17 protein-coding genes are annotated in these 19,472 nt (G+C 64.9%); 6 read left to right on the forward strand and 11 right to left on the reverse strand.

The window, feature by feature from the left end:
* Nucleotides 1–497 precede the first annotated feature (497 nt).
* Complete coding sequence (locus tag ACHFB9_RS04755) at nt 498–3,179, reverse strand: TIM-barrel domain-containing protein (RefSeq protein WP_417069838.1); 2,682 nt, start codon at nt 3,177–3,179, stop codon at nt 498–500.
* Between the two features lie 170 nt (nt 3,180–3,349).
* On the opposite strand from ACHFB9_RS04755, the gene ACHFB9_RS04760 reads away from it, so the two are divergent.
* A complete protein-coding gene (locus tag ACHFB9_RS04760; protein WP_417069839.1) occupies nt 3,350–3,679 on the forward strand; it encodes a FlxA-like family protein in 330 nt (109 codons plus the stop codon).
* Between the two features lie 2 nt (nt 3,680–3,681).
* Here the strand turns inward: ACHFB9_RS04760 and ACHFB9_RS04765 are convergent, their stop codons facing one another.
* From ACHFB9_RS04765 to ACHFB9_RS04785, 5 genes are all read right to left on the reverse strand, one after another.
* Nucleotides 3,682–5,226, reverse strand: a complete 1,545-nt coding sequence (locus ACHFB9_RS04765) for a tetratricopeptide repeat protein (RefSeq protein WP_417069840.1) — start codon at nt 5,224–5,226, stop codon at nt 3,682–3,684.
* Nucleotides 5,227–5,370: 144 nt separating this feature from the next.
* Nucleotides 5,371–6,921, reverse strand: coding sequence for an alkyl hydroperoxide reductase subunit F (ahpF, locus tag ACHFB9_RS04770; RefSeq protein WP_417069841.1), 1,551 nt, complete (start codon nt 6,919–6,921; stop codon nt 5,371–5,373).
* A gap of 130 nt (nt 6,922–7,051) precedes the next feature.
* Nucleotides 7,052–7,621, reverse strand: a complete 570-nt coding sequence (gene ahpC, locus ACHFB9_RS04775; RefSeq protein ID WP_417069842.1) for an alkyl hydroperoxide reductase subunit C — start codon at nt 7,619–7,621, stop codon at nt 7,052–7,054.
* 124 nt (nt 7,622–7,745) lie between these two features.
* Nucleotides 7,746–8,723 carry an acyltransferase family protein gene (locus ACHFB9_RS04780; RefSeq protein WP_417069843.1) on the reverse strand — a complete coding sequence of 326 codons (978 nt, stop codon included), beginning with the start codon at nt 8,721–8,723 and terminating at the stop codon, nt 7,746–7,748.
* A 114-nt stretch (nt 8,724–8,837) separates the two neighbouring features.
* Nucleotides 8,838–9,722 carry a LysR family transcriptional regulator gene (locus tag ACHFB9_RS04785; RefSeq protein ID WP_417069844.1) on the reverse strand — a complete coding sequence of 295 codons (885 nt, stop codon included), beginning with the start codon at nt 9,720–9,722 and terminating at the stop codon, nt 8,838–8,840.
* A gap of 159 nt (nt 9,723–9,881) precedes the next feature.
* Here ACHFB9_RS04785 and ACHFB9_RS04790 point away from each other — a divergent pair, with 159 nt between their 5' ends.
* The 3 genes from ACHFB9_RS04790 to ACHFB9_RS04800 all read left to right on the forward strand — a co-directional run bounded on the left by ACHFB9_RS04790 (nt 9,882) and on the right by ACHFB9_RS04800 (nt 11,708).
* Nucleotides 9,882–10,598, forward strand: coding sequence for a DUF554 domain-containing protein (locus tag ACHFB9_RS04790; protein WP_417069845.1), 717 nt, complete (start codon nt 9,882–9,884; stop codon nt 10,596–10,598).
* Between the two features lie 112 nt (nt 10,599–10,710).
* Entirely contained in the window at nt 10,711–11,277 is a 567-nt protein-coding gene (locus tag ACHFB9_RS04795) for a TIGR00730 family Rossman fold protein (RefSeq protein WP_417069846.1), read from the forward strand.
* Between the two features lie 65 nt (nt 11,278–11,342).
* Nucleotides 11,343–11,708, forward strand: a complete 366-nt coding sequence (locus tag ACHFB9_RS04800; RefSeq protein ID WP_417069847.1) for an NUDIX hydrolase — start codon at nt 11,343–11,345, stop codon at nt 11,706–11,708.
* Nucleotides 11,709–11,746: 38 nt separating this feature from the next.
* Here the strand turns inward: ACHFB9_RS04800 and ACHFB9_RS04805 are convergent, their stop codons facing one another.
* The 4 genes from ACHFB9_RS04805 to ACHFB9_RS04820 all read right to left on the reverse strand — a co-directional run bounded on the left by ACHFB9_RS04805 (nt 11,747) and on the right by ACHFB9_RS04820 (nt 15,628).
* On the reverse strand, nt 11,747–12,274 hold the full coding sequence (locus ACHFB9_RS04805; RefSeq protein WP_417069848.1) for a GNAT family N-acetyltransferase: 528 nt from the start codon (nt 12,272–12,274) through the stop codon (nt 11,747–11,749).
* The gene (locus ACHFB9_RS04810; RefSeq protein WP_417069849.1) at nt 12,271–12,468 is read right to left on the reverse strand and encodes a DUF1778 domain-containing protein; all 198 of its coding nucleotides are present in this window, start codon (nt 12,466–12,468) and stop codon (nt 12,271–12,273) included. The genes ACHFB9_RS04805 and ACHFB9_RS04810 overlap by 4 nt, the downstream gene beginning before the upstream one ends.
* A 156-nt stretch (nt 12,469–12,624) precedes the next feature.
* Nucleotides 12,625–14,238, reverse strand: a complete 1,614-nt coding sequence (locus tag ACHFB9_RS04815; protein WP_417069850.1) for a peptide chain release factor 3 — start codon at nt 14,236–14,238, stop codon at nt 12,625–12,627.
* A gap of 133 nt (nt 14,239–14,371) precedes the next feature.
* Nucleotides 14,372–15,628, reverse strand: coding sequence for an MFS transporter (locus tag ACHFB9_RS04820; RefSeq protein ID WP_417069851.1), 1,257 nt, complete (start codon nt 15,626–15,628; stop codon nt 14,372–14,374).
* Between the two features lie 227 nt (nt 15,629–15,855).
* Between ACHFB9_RS04820 and ACHFB9_RS04825 the strand changes: the two genes are divergently transcribed.
* Nucleotides 15,856–17,004 (forward strand): MFS transporter, encoded by a 1,149-nt coding sequence (locus ACHFB9_RS04825; RefSeq protein ID WP_417069852.1) that lies wholly within the window; start codon nt 15,856–15,858, stop codon nt 17,002–17,004.
* Here ACHFB9_RS04825 and ACHFB9_RS04830 read toward each other — a convergent pair whose 3' ends face one another.
* Nucleotides 17,005–17,490: a DUF4124 domain-containing protein gene (locus ACHFB9_RS04830; protein ID WP_417069853.1), complete on the reverse strand. Its 486-nt coding sequence runs from the start codon at nt 17,488–17,490 to the stop codon at nt 17,005–17,007. It abuts the gene before it with no gap.
* A 112-nt stretch (nt 17,491–17,602) separates the two neighbouring features.
* On the opposite strand from ACHFB9_RS04830, the gene recQ reads away from it, so the two are divergent.
* Nucleotides 17,603–19,411: a DNA helicase RecQ gene (gene recQ, locus ACHFB9_RS04835; RefSeq protein ID WP_417069854.1), complete on the forward strand. Its 1,809-nt coding sequence runs from the start codon at nt 17,603–17,605 to the stop codon at nt 19,409–19,411.
* The last annotated feature ends 61 nt before the right edge of the window (nt 19,412–19,472 follow it).

Here is a 19,472-nt window from a genome sequence, read left to right on the forward strand (position 1 = left end):
CAAGCATGCAAAATCGGTTCTCTGTGCGAATCGATAAGCATATCTTCTGAGGAACCCAGGCCGCCTGGCCTGGGATGACATGCCAGAGCCAAAGGACACAAAGAGGGAGCGGTTCGCCGATCTCCCCGAAGATCTGTCGGCTCCGGTCACTTTATCAATTCGGGGGAATCGTATGACTATCAAAGTGCCGGCATCTGAAATCATCCACGAAAACGGTCATCGCTTCATCGAAGGTCGGCACACCGGTTTGAGGACTCTTGCGGGTCAGAAGGTGTGCATGAACTGCGGGGCGATCCGCAGGGCTGATGGCAACCCCCCTTGCTGTGAGGCGCATGCGGTGAGCTCGCATGACGAACTCAGGATCCAGCCTGCTCAGATGCAGGTCGAGCGAGCGGCTGCAGTCGTTTGAGCGTGTTGCAAGACCCCGGTCCGGAGGGGGGGCATCCGGGCAAAGCAAAACAGGGCCAAGAGCCCTGTTTTTCATTTGGGACGCCACCTCATGGTTTTGGCCGGTGCAGCGCGATCACCAGCGCCTGGCCCGAGTAAGGGATTGTCAGCACCTCGGGGCTTGCCGCGAGGCGGATGCGGAAGATCCGCTCTGCCGCCAAGCCCGGGAAGCTCCCCGCTCTGTCGGCGATGCTCAGCATGCCCCGCCTGTCGTCCCAGCCGAACTCTATCGTCGAGAATTCCCCGTTTTCGTACTGGTAGCCGTCCCCGTTGTCCTCATAGAGCGTGAAGCGGGCGTCGGCGCCCGGATAGACGACGAGATCCAGCTCTTCCCAAGGCTTCTGGCCGTCGTACTCGACCTCCGGACCCAGCGGCAGGATGCTGCCTCCCCGAACGAAAACCGGGATCTCGCTGATCGGCGTCGAGACCCTCAGACTCTGGCCCCCCATGTGGCGGACCTCCGAGGCGAGTTCATACCAGCGGCTTCCCGAGGGAAGGTAGAGCTTGCGTTGGGGCGGGACCCTCTCCGACTTCGGGGGCGGACCCGGACGTCTCCAGCTCAGCACGAGAGCGGCCGCGCCGCTGTGGTGGAAATACTCGACCTTCAGCGTGTGGCGGCTCTTCTTTTCGAATGACCGCGTCAGATGCTGCGTGGAGTTGCCCTGGTTCTGCCAGGAATCGATCACGAGCTCACCATCGAGCCACAAGCGGCGCCCGTCGTTGCCCTCGAGCAGGATCTCGTATTCGCCGCTCTCGGGGATCGCGAGTTCACCCTCCCAGCGCAGGCTGTAGTCCGCGAAGGGCAGGCCGGCGGGGGGGCCTCCCGCCCAGTTGCCGTTGATCTGGCTGGCGTGTTTCGCGAACCGGCGAACTTCGAAGTCGCGGCCGGCGAAGCCTTCGCAGGCGAGGCCAGACTCTCCGTCCGGAGTCTGCAGGAATTCGGCGGGAATCGGCTCGGCTTCGCGGCCGGGTTCGTGGAACATCGGCTCGAGCACCGGACAGACCATCAGCGCAGGGCCGAACATGAATTGGTCGGCGATCCGGTAGCTTGCCGGGTCGGAGCGGAAATCGAAGGCCAGCAGCCTCATCAGCGTTCCGCCGTGCGCGGTGATCTGCCAGGCTTGCGAGTAGATGTAAGGCATCAGCCGGTAGCGCAGCCGGGCCGCGGCGAGCAGCGCCTCATAGGCCCAGGAGCCGGGGCCTCCGAAGTGCCACGGTTCGCGGGGCGTGTTGGTGCCGTGGGAGCGGAAGAGCGGGCAGAAGGCGCCGAACTGATACCAGCGCACATAGAGTTCGCGATAGGCGTCGTCCGCACAGCCTCTGGGAAAGCGCGCGCCGTAACCGGTCGTGAAGAAACCGCCGATGTCGGTGGTCCAGTAAGGCAGGCCGGACGCGGCGAAGTTCAGCCCCGCGGCGACCTGCTCGCGCAGCACTTTCCAGGTCGCTGCGATATCGCCCGACCAGCTCGCCGCCGCGTAGCGTTGCTGACCCGCGAAGCCCGAGCGCGACAGCGTGAAGACCCGTTTTCCGGACTCCGCCGCGCGCTGGCCATCGAAGACGGCCTTTGCCGTCATCATCGAATAGCCGTTGAGCACGCGCTTCCAGCTGCCCTGCGCGGTATCCCGCTGGGCGTGGCAGGCGCGCACGCCGTCCATCGGGTCGTGGCTGGAGACGAACTCCGGTTCGGTGCCATCCATCCACAGCGCATCGACACCGAGATCGATCAGGCCGCTCTTGACGTGCTTCCAGTAGATGGAACGCCCCTTGGCGCTGAACGCGTCATAGATGTGGCCGCGGGCCCAGTGCTCGGTCTCGAACAGCACTCCGGCCTTCTTCAGCTCGGCGAAGGCGGGACAGCCTTCGCCGATCACGGGCCAGATCGTCGTCATCAGGTGAAGGTGATGTTTGTCGTGCAGCTCGCGGATCATCCCCTCCGGGTCGGGAAAGACCTTGGGATCCCACTGCATCGAGCTCCACGGTTTGTCTCCCCAGTACTTCCAGTCCTGGATCAGCGCGTCGACCGGAAAGCCCAGTTCCCGGAAGCGCGTTGCTGTGCCCAGCAGCTCGTCGCGGTCGACGTAGCGCTCCTTCGATTGCCAGTAGCCGTAGGCCCAGCGCGGGTAGAGCGGAGCTTGTCCGGTCAGGCGGCGGAAGGCGGCGATCAGCGCATCGAAGTCCGGGCCGTGGATTACGTAATAGCGGATGCCGTCGGCGCAGTCGGTCTCCCAGACGAGTTCGTCGTCCTTGCTGCTGACCCGGGTCAGCGCCAGCGAATCCCAGAGGATCGCATAGCCGTCGGTCGAAATCAGGAAGGGGACCGCGATGCCCTGGTTCGACTGGACCAGCAGCACTTCATGGCCACGCCAGTCGAGCACACCTCCCGGGTATTGGCCCAGGCCGTAGAGCGCGGCCTGGGGCGAGACGCGAAAGCGCTGTTCGACCCGCCAGAATCCGTCGTCGCGCCGGAAATAGCGCAGATCGTCGCGCAGCAGCAGTTTCTTGCCCGGCGAGAAGAAGTCCATCCCTTCGTCGTGGCAGTGCACGCTGATGTTACCGGCCAGCAGCGTTGATTCGTCCTGGTAGATCGGAAAGCCGTCAGCCTGGGGGAGAACGAAAAGCGAAGAGGGCAGGGGTTTACCGTCCGGACTCCAGCTCACTTCGAGGATGTCACCGGAGAGCGTCCGGATCGAACACCATGCCGAACCCGATTGCCAGACCACCTGATTCATCATCGACGCCTTTCTCGTTGATCCCCGAACTTTACGCCGCTCGGCGGATTCGGCCACTTTCTGAGGGCTTTGCGCCACAGCGCGCTACCAGATGCTACCGGGTATGACTCGCGCTTCGGCAATGACTGCCGATACTTCCTTTACCGAATCAGGGCGATTTGAAGGAGGAGATCATGTCGATTTCAGTCGGAGCGATCAGCGCGGTGAACGCAAGCAGCGCGAGCAGCGGGTCGGATACCCAGGTGACGGCGTTGAAGAAACAGCTCGCTGCGCTGCAGAAGGAACTGACCGAGGCCCAGAAGAGCGCGGATACCCAGGCCGGAGCCGCGAAGGTCGCGATGCTCAATCAGCAGATCGCTGTGCTCCAGGCGCAGATCGCCCAGCTCGAGGCGCAAAAGAGCAGCTCCACGCAATCCTCGACGGTTTCGGGGCCGGGCACTCAGGCGGCATCCGTCGCGAAGTCCGCGAGCTCGCTGGGGCGCACGATAGACCTGAGCGTCTGAGCTCAGGCCTCTCGGCGGTGTTCGGCCAGCGCGGCGCAGGCTTTGCGCACGGCGCCGGGCCAGTCTCCGGCGCTCGGCTGGCGGAACACGCGCAGGCTCGGGTACCACGGAGTGCTGTCGCTTCCGACCGGCCAGCGCCATTCGCCGCGATGGCGCAGCAACACCCAGCAAGGTTTGCCCAGCGCGCCGGCGAGGTGAGCGATCGCGGTGTCGACGGCGATCACGAGGTCGAGGTTGGCGATCAGCGCCGCGCTCTCGCCGAAGTCGGTCAGGGCGCCGCTGAAGTCGGACAGATTCCGGAAATCGGCGAGCCGCCCGGCATCGCCCGCCGGGATGTCCTTCTGCAGGCTGATGAATGAGAAGTCCTGGGCGAGTAGCGGCGCCAATGCCGAAAAGGGAAGGTCGCGCGTCGGATTGCCTGGGCCGAGCTGACGCCCTGCCCAGACGAGACCGATGCGGGGGCGCGTACTCTGGCCCAGGCGCATTTTCCAGGCCTGGACGCGTTCGGACTCGGCCTTCAGATAGGGGGCAGAGCCCAGCTCGGTGCCCAGTCCCAGAGCCAGGGGCAGGCTCATCAGCGGGCACTGGAAGTCGTGGGCGGGCAGGGCCTGCTCCTCGTCGAGGATCGTGATGCGGGCGTCGAGCGTCCGCAACAGCGGATGGAGCGGGGCGGGCGCGCGCAGCCAGAGTTCGCCGACGCGATCGGCGAGGCGGGGAAGGAAGCGCGCGAACTGCAGCGTGTCGCCCAGCCCCTGTTCCGCCCAGACCAGAAGCGTTGTTCCGGCGAGTTCCTGCTGGCCCAGCCAGAGCGGCTGGAGGCTTGCGCGCGGCGCGCGGGCGAACTGTTCCGTTCCCCAGCGCCACTCGTAAAGCGGCCAGGCTGGGGCGGGATCGCCGCTGGCCAGCAGGCAGTGGGCGATCTCCAGATGCGCTTCGGCGAAGTCCGGACGCAGCGCGATCGCGGTCCGGTAGTCGACGATCGCCTCGTCGAACTTGAGCTGGTATTGGAAGACGTTGCCACGGTTGAAATGCCCGAGCGCATTGCCCGGTTCAAGGTCCAGCGCGCGGTCCAGAGCGTGCCTGGCCTCGTCGAGGCGGTCGAGTCCGACCAGCGCATTGCCGCGCAGCAGGTGGGCCTGAACGGAATCGGGCCTGAGTGTCAGCGCAGCGTCGAAATCGTTCAGCGCGCGGTCAAATTCCCGGGTTTGCAGAAAGAGACGGGCACGGGCCAGAAGCACGTCGTGATCGTCGGACCTGGCTTCGAGTTTCTCGGCGAAAGAGGCTTCGGCGCAGGCGGCGATCTGCTCATAGAGATCGGCGACGCCCTCGCTGGCGGCGAGCGGCGCGAGACCCGCCAGCGCCTCGGTGAAGCGGCCCTCTTCGGCGAGCAGCTCGGCGCGGCTGGTCAGTGCCGGCAGGAAACCGGGTTCGATCTCGAGGATCTCGCCGAGGCAGGCGAGGGCTTCGGGGATCTGCTCCTGCTGACGGAGAACAATACTTTGGGTCAGCAGGCCGATCAGCCTTTCCAGGCTTTCAGGGGTGGTCATCGGGCTTCCTGGCTGCGGAGGCTGCCATCGTCGGCGACAGCCTCCCCTTCAGGAAGTCATTGTTGTAACTGTTTGTAAATATCCTCCCCCGGGGCGGGAAGCGCCCGGACTGGAGGGCAAGGGCGCTTCCCTGGGGGAGAGGGCTCAGGCGCGGATCAGGTGATCGAAGGCCGAGAGGCTCGCCTTCGCACCTTCACCCATCGCGATGATGATCTGTTTGTAGGGCACGGTCGTTGCGTCACCGGCCGCGAACACGCCGGGCTGTGAAGTCTGGCCGCGCGCGTCGATGACGATCTCGCCGCGGGGCGACAGTTCCAGCGTGCCCTTGAGCCAGTCGGTGTTCGGCAGCAGCCCGATCTGCACGAAGATGCCTTCGAGCTCCAGCGTGTGTGCTTCGCCGCTGGCCCTGTCCTGGTACGCGAGGCCGGTCACTTTCTGGCCGTCGCCGAGCACTTCGGTTGTCTGCGCTGCCTTGATCACGGTGACGTTGGCGAGGCTATAGAGTTTCTTCTGCAGCACCGCGTCGGCGCGCAGTTCCTTGTCGAATTCGATCAGCGTGACCTGGGCGACGATGCCGGCGAGGTCGATCGCCGCCTCGACGCCGGAGTTGCCTCCGCCGATGACCGCGACGCGCTTGCCTTTGAACAGCGGCCCGTCGCAGTGCGGGCAGTAAGCGACACCTTTCGTCCGGTACTGCTGTTCGCCGGGCACGTTCATCTCGCGCCAACGCGCGCCGGTCGCGAGGATCACGGTCCGGCTCTTGAGCACCGCGCCGGAGGCCAGCCGTACCTGGGCGAGGCCATCGGCTCCGGCCGGAAGCAGCGCTTCGGCGCGCTGCAGATTGATGATATCGACGTCGTAGTCGCGGACGTGCTGCTCCAGCGCGGTCGCCAGCCTCGGGCCCTCGGTCTCCCTGACCGAGATGAAGTTCTCGATCGCCAGCGTGTCGAGCACCTGACCGCCGAAGCGCTCGGCGACGACGCCGGTGCGGATTCCCTTGCGTGCCGCGTAGATCGCCGCGGCAGATCCGGCCGGACCGCCCCCGACGATCAGCACGTCGAACGCGTCCTTGTCGTTGATCTTCCCGGCTTCGCGTGCCGCCGCTCCGCTATCGAGTTTGGCGAGGATCTCCTCGACGCCCATCCGGCCCTGGCCGAAGGATTCGCCGTTCAGGAAGACCGCCGGAACGCCCATGATCTGGCGTTCTTCGACCAGGTTCTGGAATACGCCGCCATCGATCATGACCGCTTCGAAGTTCGGGTTCAGCGCCGCCATCGTGTTCAGCGCCTGGACGACGTCCGGGCAGTTGTGGCAGGTCAGCGAAACGAAGGTCTCGAAGCGGAAGCTGCCGCGCAAAGCCTTGATCTGCTCGATCGTGTCGGCTTCGAGCTTGGGCGCATAGCCGCTGACCTGGAGCAGCGCGAGGACCAGAGACGTGAACTCGTGGCCCATCGGGATGCCGGCGAAATGCACGCGCGGCGCTTCTCCCGCCTTCGTGATCGCAAAGGACGGACGCAGCGAGTAGCTGCCATCGGTGCGCAGGCTCACCTTGTCGGACAGCGTCGCGATCTCTTCGAGCAGCTCGCGCACCTCCGCGGCCTTGGCCGAGTCGTCGAGCGACGCGACGAGTTCGATCGGCGAGACCAGGCGTTCCAGGTAGGCCTTCAGTTGGGCCTTGATATTGGCTTCGAGCATTTCTTCCTCCTTGTCCGGCCGGGGGCGGCCAGGTTCGCATTTCGCTTGTTCGGCAAGGCAAAAGCCGCTGAGGGACGGCCTTTGCCTTGCCCCCGCCAGAGGCCCGCACCTCCGGCAGGGACTTGTGACTTTAGATTTTCCCAACCAGGTCCAGCGACGGAGCCAGAGTCGCTTCGCCTTCCTTCCACTTGGCCGGGCAGACTTCACCGGGGTGGCTGGCAACGTACTGGGCCGCCTTGACCTTGCGCAGCAGCTCGGCCGCGTCGCGGCCGATGCCGCCGGCGTTGATCTCGATGATCTGGATCTTGCCGCTCGGGTCGATCACGAAAGTGCCGCGTTCGGCGAGGCCCGCTTCCTCGATCATGACGCCGAAGTTGCGGCTGACGACGCCGGTCGGATCGCCGATCATCGGGAATTGCAGCTTCGCGATCGTGTCGGACGTGTCGTGCCAGGCCTTGTGGGTGAAGTGGGTGTCGGTGGAGACCGAGTAGATCTCGACGCCCAGCTTCTTGAATTCAGCGTAGTTGTCGGCCAGGTCGCCCAGTTCGGTCGGGCAGACGAAGGTGAAGTCGGCCGGGTAGAAGAACACGACGGACCACTTGCCCTTCAGGTCGGCTTCGGTCACGTCGATGAACTTGCCGTCGTGGAAGGCGGAGGCCTTGAAGGGAAGGACTTCGGTATTGATCAGGGAAGTATTCATGGTGTTATCTCCTGTCTGGTGCTTCTACGGAACCCGGGGTGGGTTCGCCATGGGTGTCAATTTATGGGAATCCAAAGGATCAATCCAATTCATTGGTTCCATAACTTCGATAGCTAATTCCTATTTATCGGACTCCTGCGGCAACTTCCCGTCTGTTTCGCAAGAAGGCCAGCAAGGTGTCGTAGCCCTTCTGAACCAGCCAGGCGCAGAGGAAGATCGCCGGCAGGCAGGCCAGGACCAGATAGCTGAGCTGACCGGCGCCCGACTCGGGGAAGTACAGAGATTTGAGCGTCGAGAACAGCGGTCTGTGGATCAGATACATCGCGAAGCTCGCATAGCTGAGCGTTTCGATGACCGGGCTGCGGGGAACTCGCCCGGCCTCGCGTTCGAGCAGCGAGAAGACCCAGAGCGGGCACAGGCTGGCGAGCGGAATGCTGAAAAGGCTCTTCTCTGCCGAGTGAGTGTCCATAAAGGACAGCGCGACGGCCAGCAACGCCAGCGCGGAAAGGAGCGCACCCCGCGGCCTTTTCCGGGAAGGGGCTGCGCAGTGGATGCCCAGCACGAAGGCGGGGAAATAGATCACGATCCGCTCATCGGCCGCGGGCGAGAGCGAGACGGCGGTGGCGAGGATCAGCATAAGGCTCGCGCCGAGGGGGGCGAATCGGGCGCTCTGCCCGGCCGCGAGGATCAGCGCCGGCGCTGAACAGTAGAACACCAGCAGCATCGTGATGAACCACAGAGTTTGCGGTGGGGGGCCATAAAGCATCGAGACGAGCAGAGCCGCTTTCACGGCGGTGAGTTTGTCGACCAGACCCGCCCCCCAGAATAGGCCCAGGGCCCCCAGATAGAGCGGGTAGATGCGGGTGATTCGCCGAGTGAAAAAACGGCTCAGGCCGGCCCGGTCAGGGTTCAGCTTCTGCTGTCCGAGGAGGTGGCCGGAGATGAAGACGAAGAGGCCCAGAACGATCACGGTTGCGCGTGTGCTCAGCGGGTTCGCGTAGCCGGGGAGGGCGCTCGTATAGTTCAGCAAGTGCCAGAAACCGACGATGTAGAGTACGCAGGCGGCTCGTAGAAGATCGACGAAGGCAAGGCGCGATCTCATTTATTCCTCGCTCCGGGCGACGCAGGACAGGGGCAGCTATTTGCTCCCCCAAACTGCCCCATCTTCCAGGCACAGACCAGAGGATTCTGTCCGTGAACCGAGAAAGGCTTCCGCTCAGCCGTCAGATTGTTTCCATATGCTCTCCAGCTGTTCGAACAGCGTTTGATCCTGATCGTCGCGTCGCTGTACCAGTGACAGGTGGTAGTCGGGCAGATCCAGCGCGATCGGCAAAACCCTGAGGCCGGCTCCCGGGTTCCGGGCTTCGCTCTCGGGGATCACCGCGATCCCACGAAACCCCTGTTCGAGCAGTCCCAGCAGCAGATCGCCGTCCGAGCTGTAGAGTGCGACATCGGGAGTGAAGCCTGCGCTCTGCAGGCAGTGCAGCAGGCGCTCGTAGCTGCCGACCCCGGTCGAACGCCTGAGCAGCAGCAGCGAGTGGTGACCCAGATCGGTCAGTGAAACCTGTTCGGCGTTCGCGTCGAGCAGTCCTACGGGCAGGACCGCGACGGTCCGGCTTGTGCTGATCGACTGGACTCTGAAGTTTTCCGGATGCACCGGTGGCTGCATCAGCGCGGCATCGAGCTGCAGGGTCAGCAGCAGGTGCTCGAGGTAGCTCGAGTCGCCGACGACGAGGCCGATCGAGCGCTCGGGGAAGAGGGCGCGCAGCGCGTCGAAGCGTGACAGCCAGAAGCTCCGGCAGGTCGGGGACAGGCCGATGCGCAGCGCCGGGCCGGCCTGGGACGCGGTACGGATGACTTCGTCCCGCGTCGCATCGACTGAGCGCAGGATGTCCCGGGCGCGGCGGTGCAGGAGCTTGCCGGCTTCGGTCAGCAGCAGGCTGCGGCCGCGGCGCTCAAACAACGCGCAGCCGAGTTCCTGCTCCAGCTCCTTGAGCCTTTGGCTCAGCGGCGGCTGGGCGATGTTCAGCACCGCCGCGGCGCGGCTGACCTGACCCTGCTCGGCGATCGTGCAGAAGTAGCGCAGGCGCTTCAGATCCATATCTTCTCCTCTGTCTATATCGTAATGATATGGAATTGAACTTAAAAGGTAATGTTTTTGTTGCCCTACAACCAGTAAAATTCGCTCTTCATATCAACAACATGGTTCTGTGGGCAGGCTTCCCCTTCAGTGGGTTCCGGCGGCGGAACAGGGAGTCTTATGCTGGGGCCATTGGTCAATAGCGCCGCGCTGGTGCTGGGTGGGTGTGTCGGAGCACTGTCCGGACGGAGGCTGCCCGAGCGCGTCCGCGAAGCCTTGCCGCTGACTTGCGGCATCATTTCGGTCGCGATCGGCGTCACGCTGACCAACAAGGTTCACGCTCTGCCGGCCGTCGCGCTCGCGATGCTGGTCGGGGCCTTTATCGGCGAGCTGCTGCGTCTGGAGCGCGGGCTGGAGCTCGCGCTGACCTGGGCCCAGACCCGCGTCGAGAAGTCTTTCCCCTCCGAGCGGGGCAATCCCCGCGTTCCCGGCTTCGTGCGCAAGTTCGTGACGATCCTGGTTCTGTTTTGCGCCAGCGGCATGGGCATCTTCGGTTCGATGCACGAAGGCATGACCGGAGAGGCGAACGTGTTGCTCGCCAAATCGGTGCTGGACCTCTTCACGGCAGCGATCTTCGCCGCCGAGCTGGGCTTCCCGGTCGTGCTGATCGCGCTTCCGCAGATCGCGATCCAGAGCCTGCTCTTCGCGTGCGCCGGGCTGCTGCTGCCGCTGACGACGCCGACGATGCTCGCCGACTTCTCGGCCTGCGGCGGTGTGATCATGCTCGCGACGGGTTTGCGGATCTGCGGGATCAAGATCTTTCCCATCGTCAACATGCTGCCGGCCCTGGTGCTGATCATGCCCGCCTCGGCGCTGTGGGGGCATTTCTTCGGTTAAAGAAGCAAGCCCAAGGATGTAGGCTCACTAGCAGTGGATGAGAGCCCGTTTACTAGCGAATCGCTTCGATAGTAAACTGGATTTTTATACAGTCATTGCTTGGAGGGCCGTCTTGCGTAGCCTCTGTGTGTTTTGTGGATCAAGCGTCGGTAATCATCAGGATTACGCCCTCCTTGCCCGTCAGCTGGGGGGCTGCCTCGCCGAGGCAGGTATTACGCTCGTCTATGGCGGCGGGAAAGTCGGCCTCATGGGGGCCGTTGCCGATGCGACGCTCGCGGCTGGCGGCAGGGTGTTGGGCGTCATGCCTGAGCACCTCGTCAAGCAGGAGATTGCGCATACAGGATTGAGCGAGCTACATGTCGTCGCCTCGATGCACGAGCGCAAGGAGAAGATGGCGGCGCTTTCGGATGGGTTCATCGCGCTGCCAGGTGGAGCGGGGACCTTTGAAGAGCTGTTCGAGCAATGGACTTGGGCTCAGCTTGGCATTCATGAAAAGCCCTGTGCTCTGCTCAATGCCAAGGGTTATTTTCAGCCCCTGCTCGCAATGATCGGTGGCATGGTGGCTGAAGGATTCATGAGGTCCGCCTATCGCGACATGCTCATCGTCTCCGAACAGCCCGCAACGCTGATCGAGCTCATGGAAAACTACCTGCCGCCTCCACCAAAATGGGCGAAATGACATCCTTACCGGCTTGCCGGACCATTCAGGTTGTGGCTGGCGTCATTGTGGATACCCAAGGCCGGATGCTTCTCGTCAGAAAAGCCGGTAGCCGAGCTTTCATGCAGCCCGGAGGGAAGCCCGAAGCTGGCGAGCAGGAGCTCGTCACCCTCGCCAGGGAGATTCAGGAAGAGCTTGGGTGCCGGATAAAAGCTGAAAGCGCCAGATTCATCGGACGGTTCTCCGCGCCAGCAGTGAACGAGCCAGGTTATGTCGTGGAGGCTTCGGTCTATATGGTGCAAACCCAAGGCACCTTGCGTCCCGAGAGAGAGATTGAGGAAATCGCGTGGCTGGAGCTCGATTCCCCATGCGCCTTGGTGCTCGCTCCGCTCACCGAGCATCTGATCCTGCCTGCCGTCCGGGGGGAGGGGCTCGGCGGCCAATCAGCGTGAACGCTCCTAGCCGACCGCCTCGGTCCGGCGGTCCTCGGTCAGCATGTGCAACAGCCTCTACGCGGACCGTTGTGCGATGCCGGGGTGTCCTTGAGCAGCAGGAGCAGCAATTGCCTGTCGCGCAGCGGTGAGGCGATGAAGCCAAAGCGGGTGTAAAAGCGCGCAGCTTCTTCGTCGAGCGGATGGGTCAGCATGGCGCGGATGCCGGCTTGTTCGGCGATCAACAGCGTGCGACGAATCGCATCCTGAAGCAGGCCAAAGCCGATGCCACGACCCTGATCCTGGGCGCAGACCGCCAACCTGGCCAGAATCACGACCGGGACGGGGTATTGCCCCATCCCCTTGCGGATGCGCTCAGGCGCGTCAAGCGTGTCGATCTGGCCGACCGTCAGGCTGAAATAGCCAGCCACTCTGCCCGTATCGGTTACGACAAAGGTCTTGGCTGAGCCGCTTGCCTGGGCCTGCCGGGCGTGGCGCAGCAGCCAGTCGTTCAGCGCAGGTTTGCCGCAATCGAAATCGTCAAGCCGGTGTTGGGCGGCTAACGACTCGGGGCCGCTCAGGCTCACTTTGCTTCCCAGGGGGCCTTGCGCGAAAACAGGTCGCGCAGGCCTTCATTGCTCTGCTCGGGGGGTTCCAGCAGATCCATCAGGGCCTGGTACTGAGTGCCCGTGGCCATGAACAGACGCTGATCCAGCAGTGTCTGCTCCGCGGCCAGACAGGCGCTATCCAGGATGAAATCGGTCAGGGATTTGTGTGCCACTTCCGCAGCCCGGCGCAGCACGAATTCCTGCGATGTTGGTACAACAGGCAAACGTCATCCAGTTGGCAGGGGAGGGCGCCGTCAACTCTCCGCGCTGCGCCAACAAAAACGCCCCTTCGCGAGGGGCGTTTTTGTTGGCGCAGCGTGATGAGCGGATCAGCCCGCGAGGCCTTTCTGGAAGACCCGTCCGGCGTGCTCGCGCAGTGCGTGGAACTTGATCTTCGGTGCGAGTTCGGCGGCGACGCGCAACTCGGATTCGTAGGCGGCCATGAAGGCCGGCGCTTCGACGACGTCGTAGGCGATCCGGTGCTGGTTCGCGTCGATGAAGCGGCGCAGTTCGAGCGGATCGTCGCAGGTGATCCAGCGCGCGAGCTTGTAGCGCGAGCCGGCCAGGCGGGCCGCGACGCCGTACTCGGTCTTGAGCCGGTGCACGACGACTTCGAACTGCAGCTGGCCGACCGCGCCGAGCAAGAGCGCGCTGCCGTCGGCCGGCTTGAAGACCTGGATCGCGCCTTCCTCGCCGAGCTGCTGCAGGCCGATCCGTAGCTGCTTGATCTTGAGCGGGTCGGCGACTTCGACGGCCTGGAAGGATTCCGGCGCGAAGTAGGGCAGGCCCGTGAACTGCAGGTCCTCGCCTTCGGTCAGCGTATCGCCGAGCTGCAGCGTGCCGTGGTTCGGGATGCCGATGATGTCGCCGGCGTAGGCCGTATCGACGATTTCGCGCCGCTGCGACAGGAAGGAGACGACCGTGTTGGGACGCAGCTCCTTGCCGTTGCGGCAGACCTTGAGCCTCATGCCGCGGTCGAAGCGGCCCGAGCAGACGCGCACGAACGCGATCCGGTCGCGGTGGGCCGGGTCCATGTTGGCCTGGATCTTGAACACGACGCCGGAGAACTTCTCCTCGGCCGGATCGACGCTGCGCTGGATGGCGACGCGCGGGCCCGGAGTCGGCGCCAGATCGACCAGCGCGTCGAGCACTTCACGGACGCCGAAGTTGTTGACGGCCGAGCCGAAGAACAAGGGCGACTGCTTTCCGTCGAGGAATTCCTGGCGGTCGAATTCGGGAGACGCGTCGCGCAGCAGACCGATCTCGCCCTGGGCGGTCGCGTATTCGGCGCCGAAGCGTTCGACCGAGACCGGGTTGTCCAGACCTTCGATGATGTCGTCGTGGACTTCGTCGAGGTGCTCGGCGCCGGCGCGGAACACGCGCATCCGGTCGCGCCGCAGGTCATAGACGCCGTGGAAGCGTTTGCCCATGCCGACCGGCCAGGTGAAGGGGACTGCGGACATGCCCAGCACGCGCTCGATCTCGTCCATCAGTTCGAGCGGTTCGCGCACCTCGCGGTCCATCTTGTTCACGAAGGTCAGGATCGGCGTGCCGCGCGCGCGGCAGACGTCGAGCAGGCGCAGGGTCTGGGCTTCGACGCCGTTCGCGGCATCGATGACCATCAGCGCCGCGTCGACAGCGGTCAGCACGCGGAAAGTGTCTTCCGAGAAGTCCTGGTGGCCCGGGGTGTCGAGCAGGTTGATCACGCAGTCGCGGTACTCCATCTGCATCACCGACGAGGCGACCGAGATGCCGCGCTGCTTTTCGATCTCCATCCAGTCCGAGGTCGCGTGGCGGCTGGCCTTGCGCGCCTTGACCGAGCCGGCGATCTGGATCGCGCCCGCGAAGAGCAGCAGCTTTTCGGTCAGCGTCGTCTTGCCCGCGTCAGGGTGGGAGATGATTGCGAAGGTGCGGCGGCGCGCGATTTCGGGACCGGTGCTCATGTGCGCACCGGGAAGGATAGGAAGGAGGGCATCGTAAGTCCTGGCTGCCGTGCCGGGCGGCACGGAAAAAAGCGAAGCCGGCAATTTTCCGGCCTGCCGGCCCCGCTGTCCAGAGAAAGCTGAGCGGCCGATCTCACTGCGCGGCTTCGCGCGTGGCTCGCCTGGAAAGAGCGGGGCGGCTGCGGAAGGCGTGCAGCGCGAAGATCATCGCGATGGCCTGCAGCAGCGCGCAGAAGAAGAAAGGCGTGCCGATCCGCCAGTCGCCGCGGGGCAGATGCGAGACCGCACCCAGCAGGACCGTGCCGACGATGGGGCCCAGCACGGCCATCAGGCTGTTCAGCGAGCTGACCGCGCCCATCGTCCGGCCCTGGCTCTGCGCATCGGCGGCCTTCGAGATGATGCTCTGGATGCAGGCCGCGACCGAGTGTCCCAGAAAGTTCATCAGGATCACGACATACATCATCCAGCCCTGGCCGGCTAGCGCGAAGCAGAAATAGGCCAGGCAGCCCGAGATCATGCCCGCGGTCGCGAGCCGTGTGGCAGAAAAGCGGCGCAGCAGCGGGCCCAGCAGCAGGCCCTGGACCAGAACCGAGACGACCCCGCTGACGGCCAGCGACCAGCCGTTCTCGAGCGGCCCCCAGCCGAACTTGTAAGTCGTGTAGAGCACCCAGGTCGCGAACATCGTGAATTGTGCGAGGCTGCTGAAGGCGATCGCGATGATCAGCGTTTTCGCGTCCCCCAGGCTGGAGAGCTCGCGGAGCGCGTGCAGCGGGTTCAGCTGGGTGCCGTGGCTCTGGCGCTTCTCGGGCGGCAGCGATTCGGGGAGCACGAAGTAGCCGTAGGCGAGGTTGAGCAGCCCGAATGCGCCGGCGACGAAGAAGGGCAGCCTCAGATCGATCGCGCCGAGCAGCCCGCCGATGACCGGGCCGATGATGTAGCCGAGTCCGAACATCGCGCCGAGCAGACCGAAGCGCTTGGCCCGCTCCTCGGGCGGCGTGATGTCGGCGACGTAGGCGTTGGCGATCGCAAGGTTCGCGTTCATCAGGCCGCTGACCAGGCGAACCACGATCAGCATCCAGATCGCGGTGGCCAGCGCGGTCGCGAAGAAGGTCAGCGACAGACCGCAGAAGCCGAGCAACAGGATTGGGCGACGGCCGTGGGTGTCGGACAGGCGGCCCAGGATCGGCGAGCCGAAGAAGTTCGCGACCGCGAAGGCGAGGATCACCGCGCCGTACCAGAAGGTCTGGTCGGTCTGCGAGTGCGTGAAGCTGCCGACCAGCGCGGGCAGCACCGGGATGATCAGGCCGATCGACACCATGTCGATCAGCGCCGTGAGCATGATGAAAGGCATCGCGGCTTCGCGTCTCTTCGGAGAGGCGGAGTTTGTCATTTGTTTCGATTCCAGAAGGGGCGACGGAAAGGGGGGAAGGCGCGAAAAGGCTTCGCACCGCCGTGGCCGGCCGGCTGTGCCGCACCGGTCACGCAGCGTCGCAGGCCTCAGTCTTGCCCCTTGGGCGCGGGCGGTCAATCCGCGTCGGCGCCACTGTGGCGGATCGGAAACACGCAATGGGCGCCATTTCGAATGAAGAGGCCGCAGCGCAGGGCTAAGATCTGCTGGTGCTCAGTCCTCCCCCCCGCCTGCTGCCCCTGATCGCGATCCTGACGCTCGGCCATGTCGCCGTGTCCGGCGGTCGCGTCGTCGCGACGCTGTTCGCGCTTAAGAGCGGCGCGGGGGACGGTGCGGCGGGGCTGATCATCGGCCTCTACGCGATCCTGCCGGCGCTGTTCTCGCTCCAGTTCGGGCGCTGGATCGACCGCTTCGGCCCACGTCGGGTCAGCCTGCTGGGCATCGCGCTGATCCTGACCGGTATCCTCGCGCCGGTCGCCGTGCTGGCGCTGCCAACGATCTATCTGTCGGCGCTGCTGTGCGGTTGCGGTCTGACGCTGGTCACGGTCTCAGTCCAGTTCGCGGTTGGCAGTCTTCCCGTCGCGTCCGAGGCCGAACGGGTGGGCTTGTTCGGATGGATGTCGCTGGGATTCTCGACTTCGGCGGTGATCGGGCCCTCCGTCGCCGGCTCCGTGATCGATCTGGCGGGACCCCGCGCGGCCTTTGCGGTTCTGGCCCTGGCCTGCTGCTCGACCCTGGCTCTGGTGAGCCGCCTGCCCGCGGATCCCCGCTCGGTTCAGCCCGCCGCGTCGGGCAAGCTCGGGGCGGGCTGGCGGGGACTGCTCGGCGATGCCGGCCTGCGCCGGATCTACATCGTCACGGCGGCCAACGCGGTCGCCTGGGATGCCTTCACTTTTCTCGGCCCGGTGCTGGGCCATCATGCGAATCTCTCGGCGACCGCGATCGGCGCGATGATGTCCAGCTTTGCATTGGGGACTTTCCTGGTTCGCCTGGTGATCCCGGCGATTGCGCACCGGATCGCGCAGTGGGTCATGATCGGCGCTTCGCTGCTGCTGGTCGCCGCGGTCTATCTGATCCTGCCCTTCGTCAGTTGGACTCTGGCGCTCTTCGCGCTCGCCTTCGCGTTGGGCGCGGGCGTGGGCAGCGCTCAGCCGAATGTGCTGGCGCTGCTGCACCGCTACGCACCGGTGGGGCGGATCGGCGAGGCGATCGGATTGCGTTCGCTGTTCGGCAACCTGTCCGGCGCCGGCGTGCCGTGGATCTTCGGCCTCTCCGCGGCGAGCGCCGGCCTCCTGCCGGTCTGCTGGGCGATCGCAGCGACTTCGCTGCTTGGCGCCTGGTGGGCAAGACGGGGCTGATCAGCAGCCCTTTGCGTCCATTTTTGCCTTGAGCTGCTTGAGCATCGCGTCGCCGAGCGCCTGGGCTGCTCCGCCGTCTCCGCGGTGGCGGGCGACCGAGTTTTCGGTCTCCTGCTGGTACTCCCTGAGCGCCCGGCAGCCGGCGTATTCCAGGCCGCAGTAGTTGTCGCGGATCTGCGCGAGCGACATGTTTTTGCCGTCACGCTGGCAGGTCTCCCTGATCTTGTCCGCCTCGCTGTGCTTGAGTCCCGTATAGAGACCGCCGCGGACCCGCTCGTCTCCTCCGGATGACTTGCCAGCCGGGCGCAAAGCCTGGGCCGAGCCCGGCTGGGTGGGCTTGATGTCCAGGGTCTTCGTTTTCGGGGTGGCTGGAGCCTGGTCCCCGTAGTGGACCTTGCCCTTCTCGTCGGTCCATTTGTAGATCTCGGCGCGGGCGGGGAGGGCAAACAGGATCAACAGCGCGAGGCAGGCAGGGCTGGGGTTCATGGCTCATCGTAGGAATGAAGACGGGCGCAGATTACCGGATGTTTCCGGTTTCACCTTGCCTTGTTTTGCTGTTTTCGCGGCCGCATCGGTGTGGCCGGTATAATCGCGCCCGATGTCAGCCTCCACCGAATCCGCTTCCTCCCCCGCCCTTTCGACGCTGCGCCGCGTCTTCGGCTATCCGGCTTTCCGCGGCGAGCAGCAGGCGATCGTCGAGCACGTCAGCGAAGGCGGCGACGCGCTGGTGCTGATGCCGACCGGTGGCGGCAAGTCGCTGTGCTACCAGATTCCCAGCCTGATCCGCAGCGGCTGCGGCATCGTCGTCTCGCCTCTGATCGCGCTGATGCAGGACCAGGTCAGCGCATTGAAACTGTTGGGCGTGCGTGCCGCCTTCCTCAATTCGACGCTGCCGCCCGAACACGCTTCGGTGATCGAGCGCGAGCTGCTCGAAGGCGAGCTCGATCTGCTCTATGTCGCGCCCGAACGGCTGACGACGCCGCGCTTCCTGCAACTGCTCGCGCAGGCGAAGATCGCGCTGTTCGCGATCGACGAGGCGCACTGCGTGTCGCAGTGGGGGCACGACTTCCGCCCCGACTATATCCAGCTCTCGGTGCTGCACGAGCGCTTTCCCGGGATCCCGCGGATCGCGCTGACCGCGACGGCCGATCAGGCGACCCGCGGCGAGATCGTCGAGCGCCTGGCGCTGCAGCAGGCGAGGGTCTTCCTCGCGAGCTTCGACCGGCCCAACATCCGCTACACGGTCGTCGAGAAGGACAACCCGAGGCGGCAGCTGTTGCGCTTCATCCGCGCCAGCCACGACGGCGATTCGGGCATCGTCTACTGCCTGTCGCGCAAGAAGGTCGAAGAGACCGCGAAGTGGCTGCGCGAGCAGGGCCTCTCCGCCTTGCCCTACCACGCCGGCTTCGACGCGGCGACGCGCGAGGCGCACCAGACCAAGTTCATTCGCGGCGACGGCATCATCATGGTCGCGACGATCGCGTTCGGGATGGGCATCGACAAGCCCGACGTGCGCTTCGTTGCCCACCTGGATCTGCCCAAATCGCTCGAGGCCTATTACCAGGAGACGGGCCGGGCGGGGCGCGATGGCCTGCCCAGCAACGCGTGGATGGCCTACGGCCTGCAGGACATGGTGCTGCAGCGCGAGATGATCGAACAGTCCCAGGCGCCGGACGAGATCAAGCGGGTCGAGCGGCAGAAACTCGACGCGCTGCTCGGTTACTGCGAGGCGCCGAGCTGTCGCCGTCAGGTTCTGCTGCGTTATTTCGGCGAGGACTCGGAACCCTGCGGCAACTGCGACATGTGCTTGTCGCCGCCCGAGACCTGGGATGCGGCCGAGGCGGTGCAGAAGGCGCTGTCGACGATTTACCGCAGCGGTCAGCGCTACGGCGCCGGCCACATCATCGACATCCTGCGCGGACGTGAGACGCCCAAGGTCAAGGAGAGAGGGCACGAGAACCTGAGCACTTTCGGGCTGGGCAGCGCGATCGGCGATGCGCAGTGGAGTTCGCTGCTGCGCCAGTGCGTCGCGACCGGCCTGATCGGTGTCAATGAGCACGGCGGTCTGATCCTGCTCGAAGCCTGCCGGCCGGTGCTGCGCGGCGAACAGGGCTTGCAGCTGCGCCGGGTCCGCGATACCCATGCCGCGGCGCCCAGCGTGCGCCGCGAGATCGAGTTCGGTAGCGACGAGGAGCGGGCCCTGTGGGCTGCGCTGCGCCAGTGCCGGCGCCAGCTTGCCGAAGAGAACAACGTTCCGGCCTATATGATCTTCGGCGACGTGACCTTGAAGCAGATGCTCGATCTGCGCCCGCAGAGCCTCGAAGCGATGCTCGATCTGACCGGGGTCGGCGAGCGCAAACTCGCGCTCTATGGCACCGACTTTCTCGCGGTGCTGCAGCAGCGCTGATTTGCACGCCCCCTCTCCCTCAGTCCCTCTCCCTCCGGGGGAGAGGGAAGAGTGGTTTTCC

It is taken from the genome of Niveibacterium terrae (assembly GCF_048213115.1).
GTDB lineage: Bacteria > Pseudomonadota > Gammaproteobacteria > Burkholderiales > Rhodocyclaceae > Niveibacterium > Niveibacterium terrae.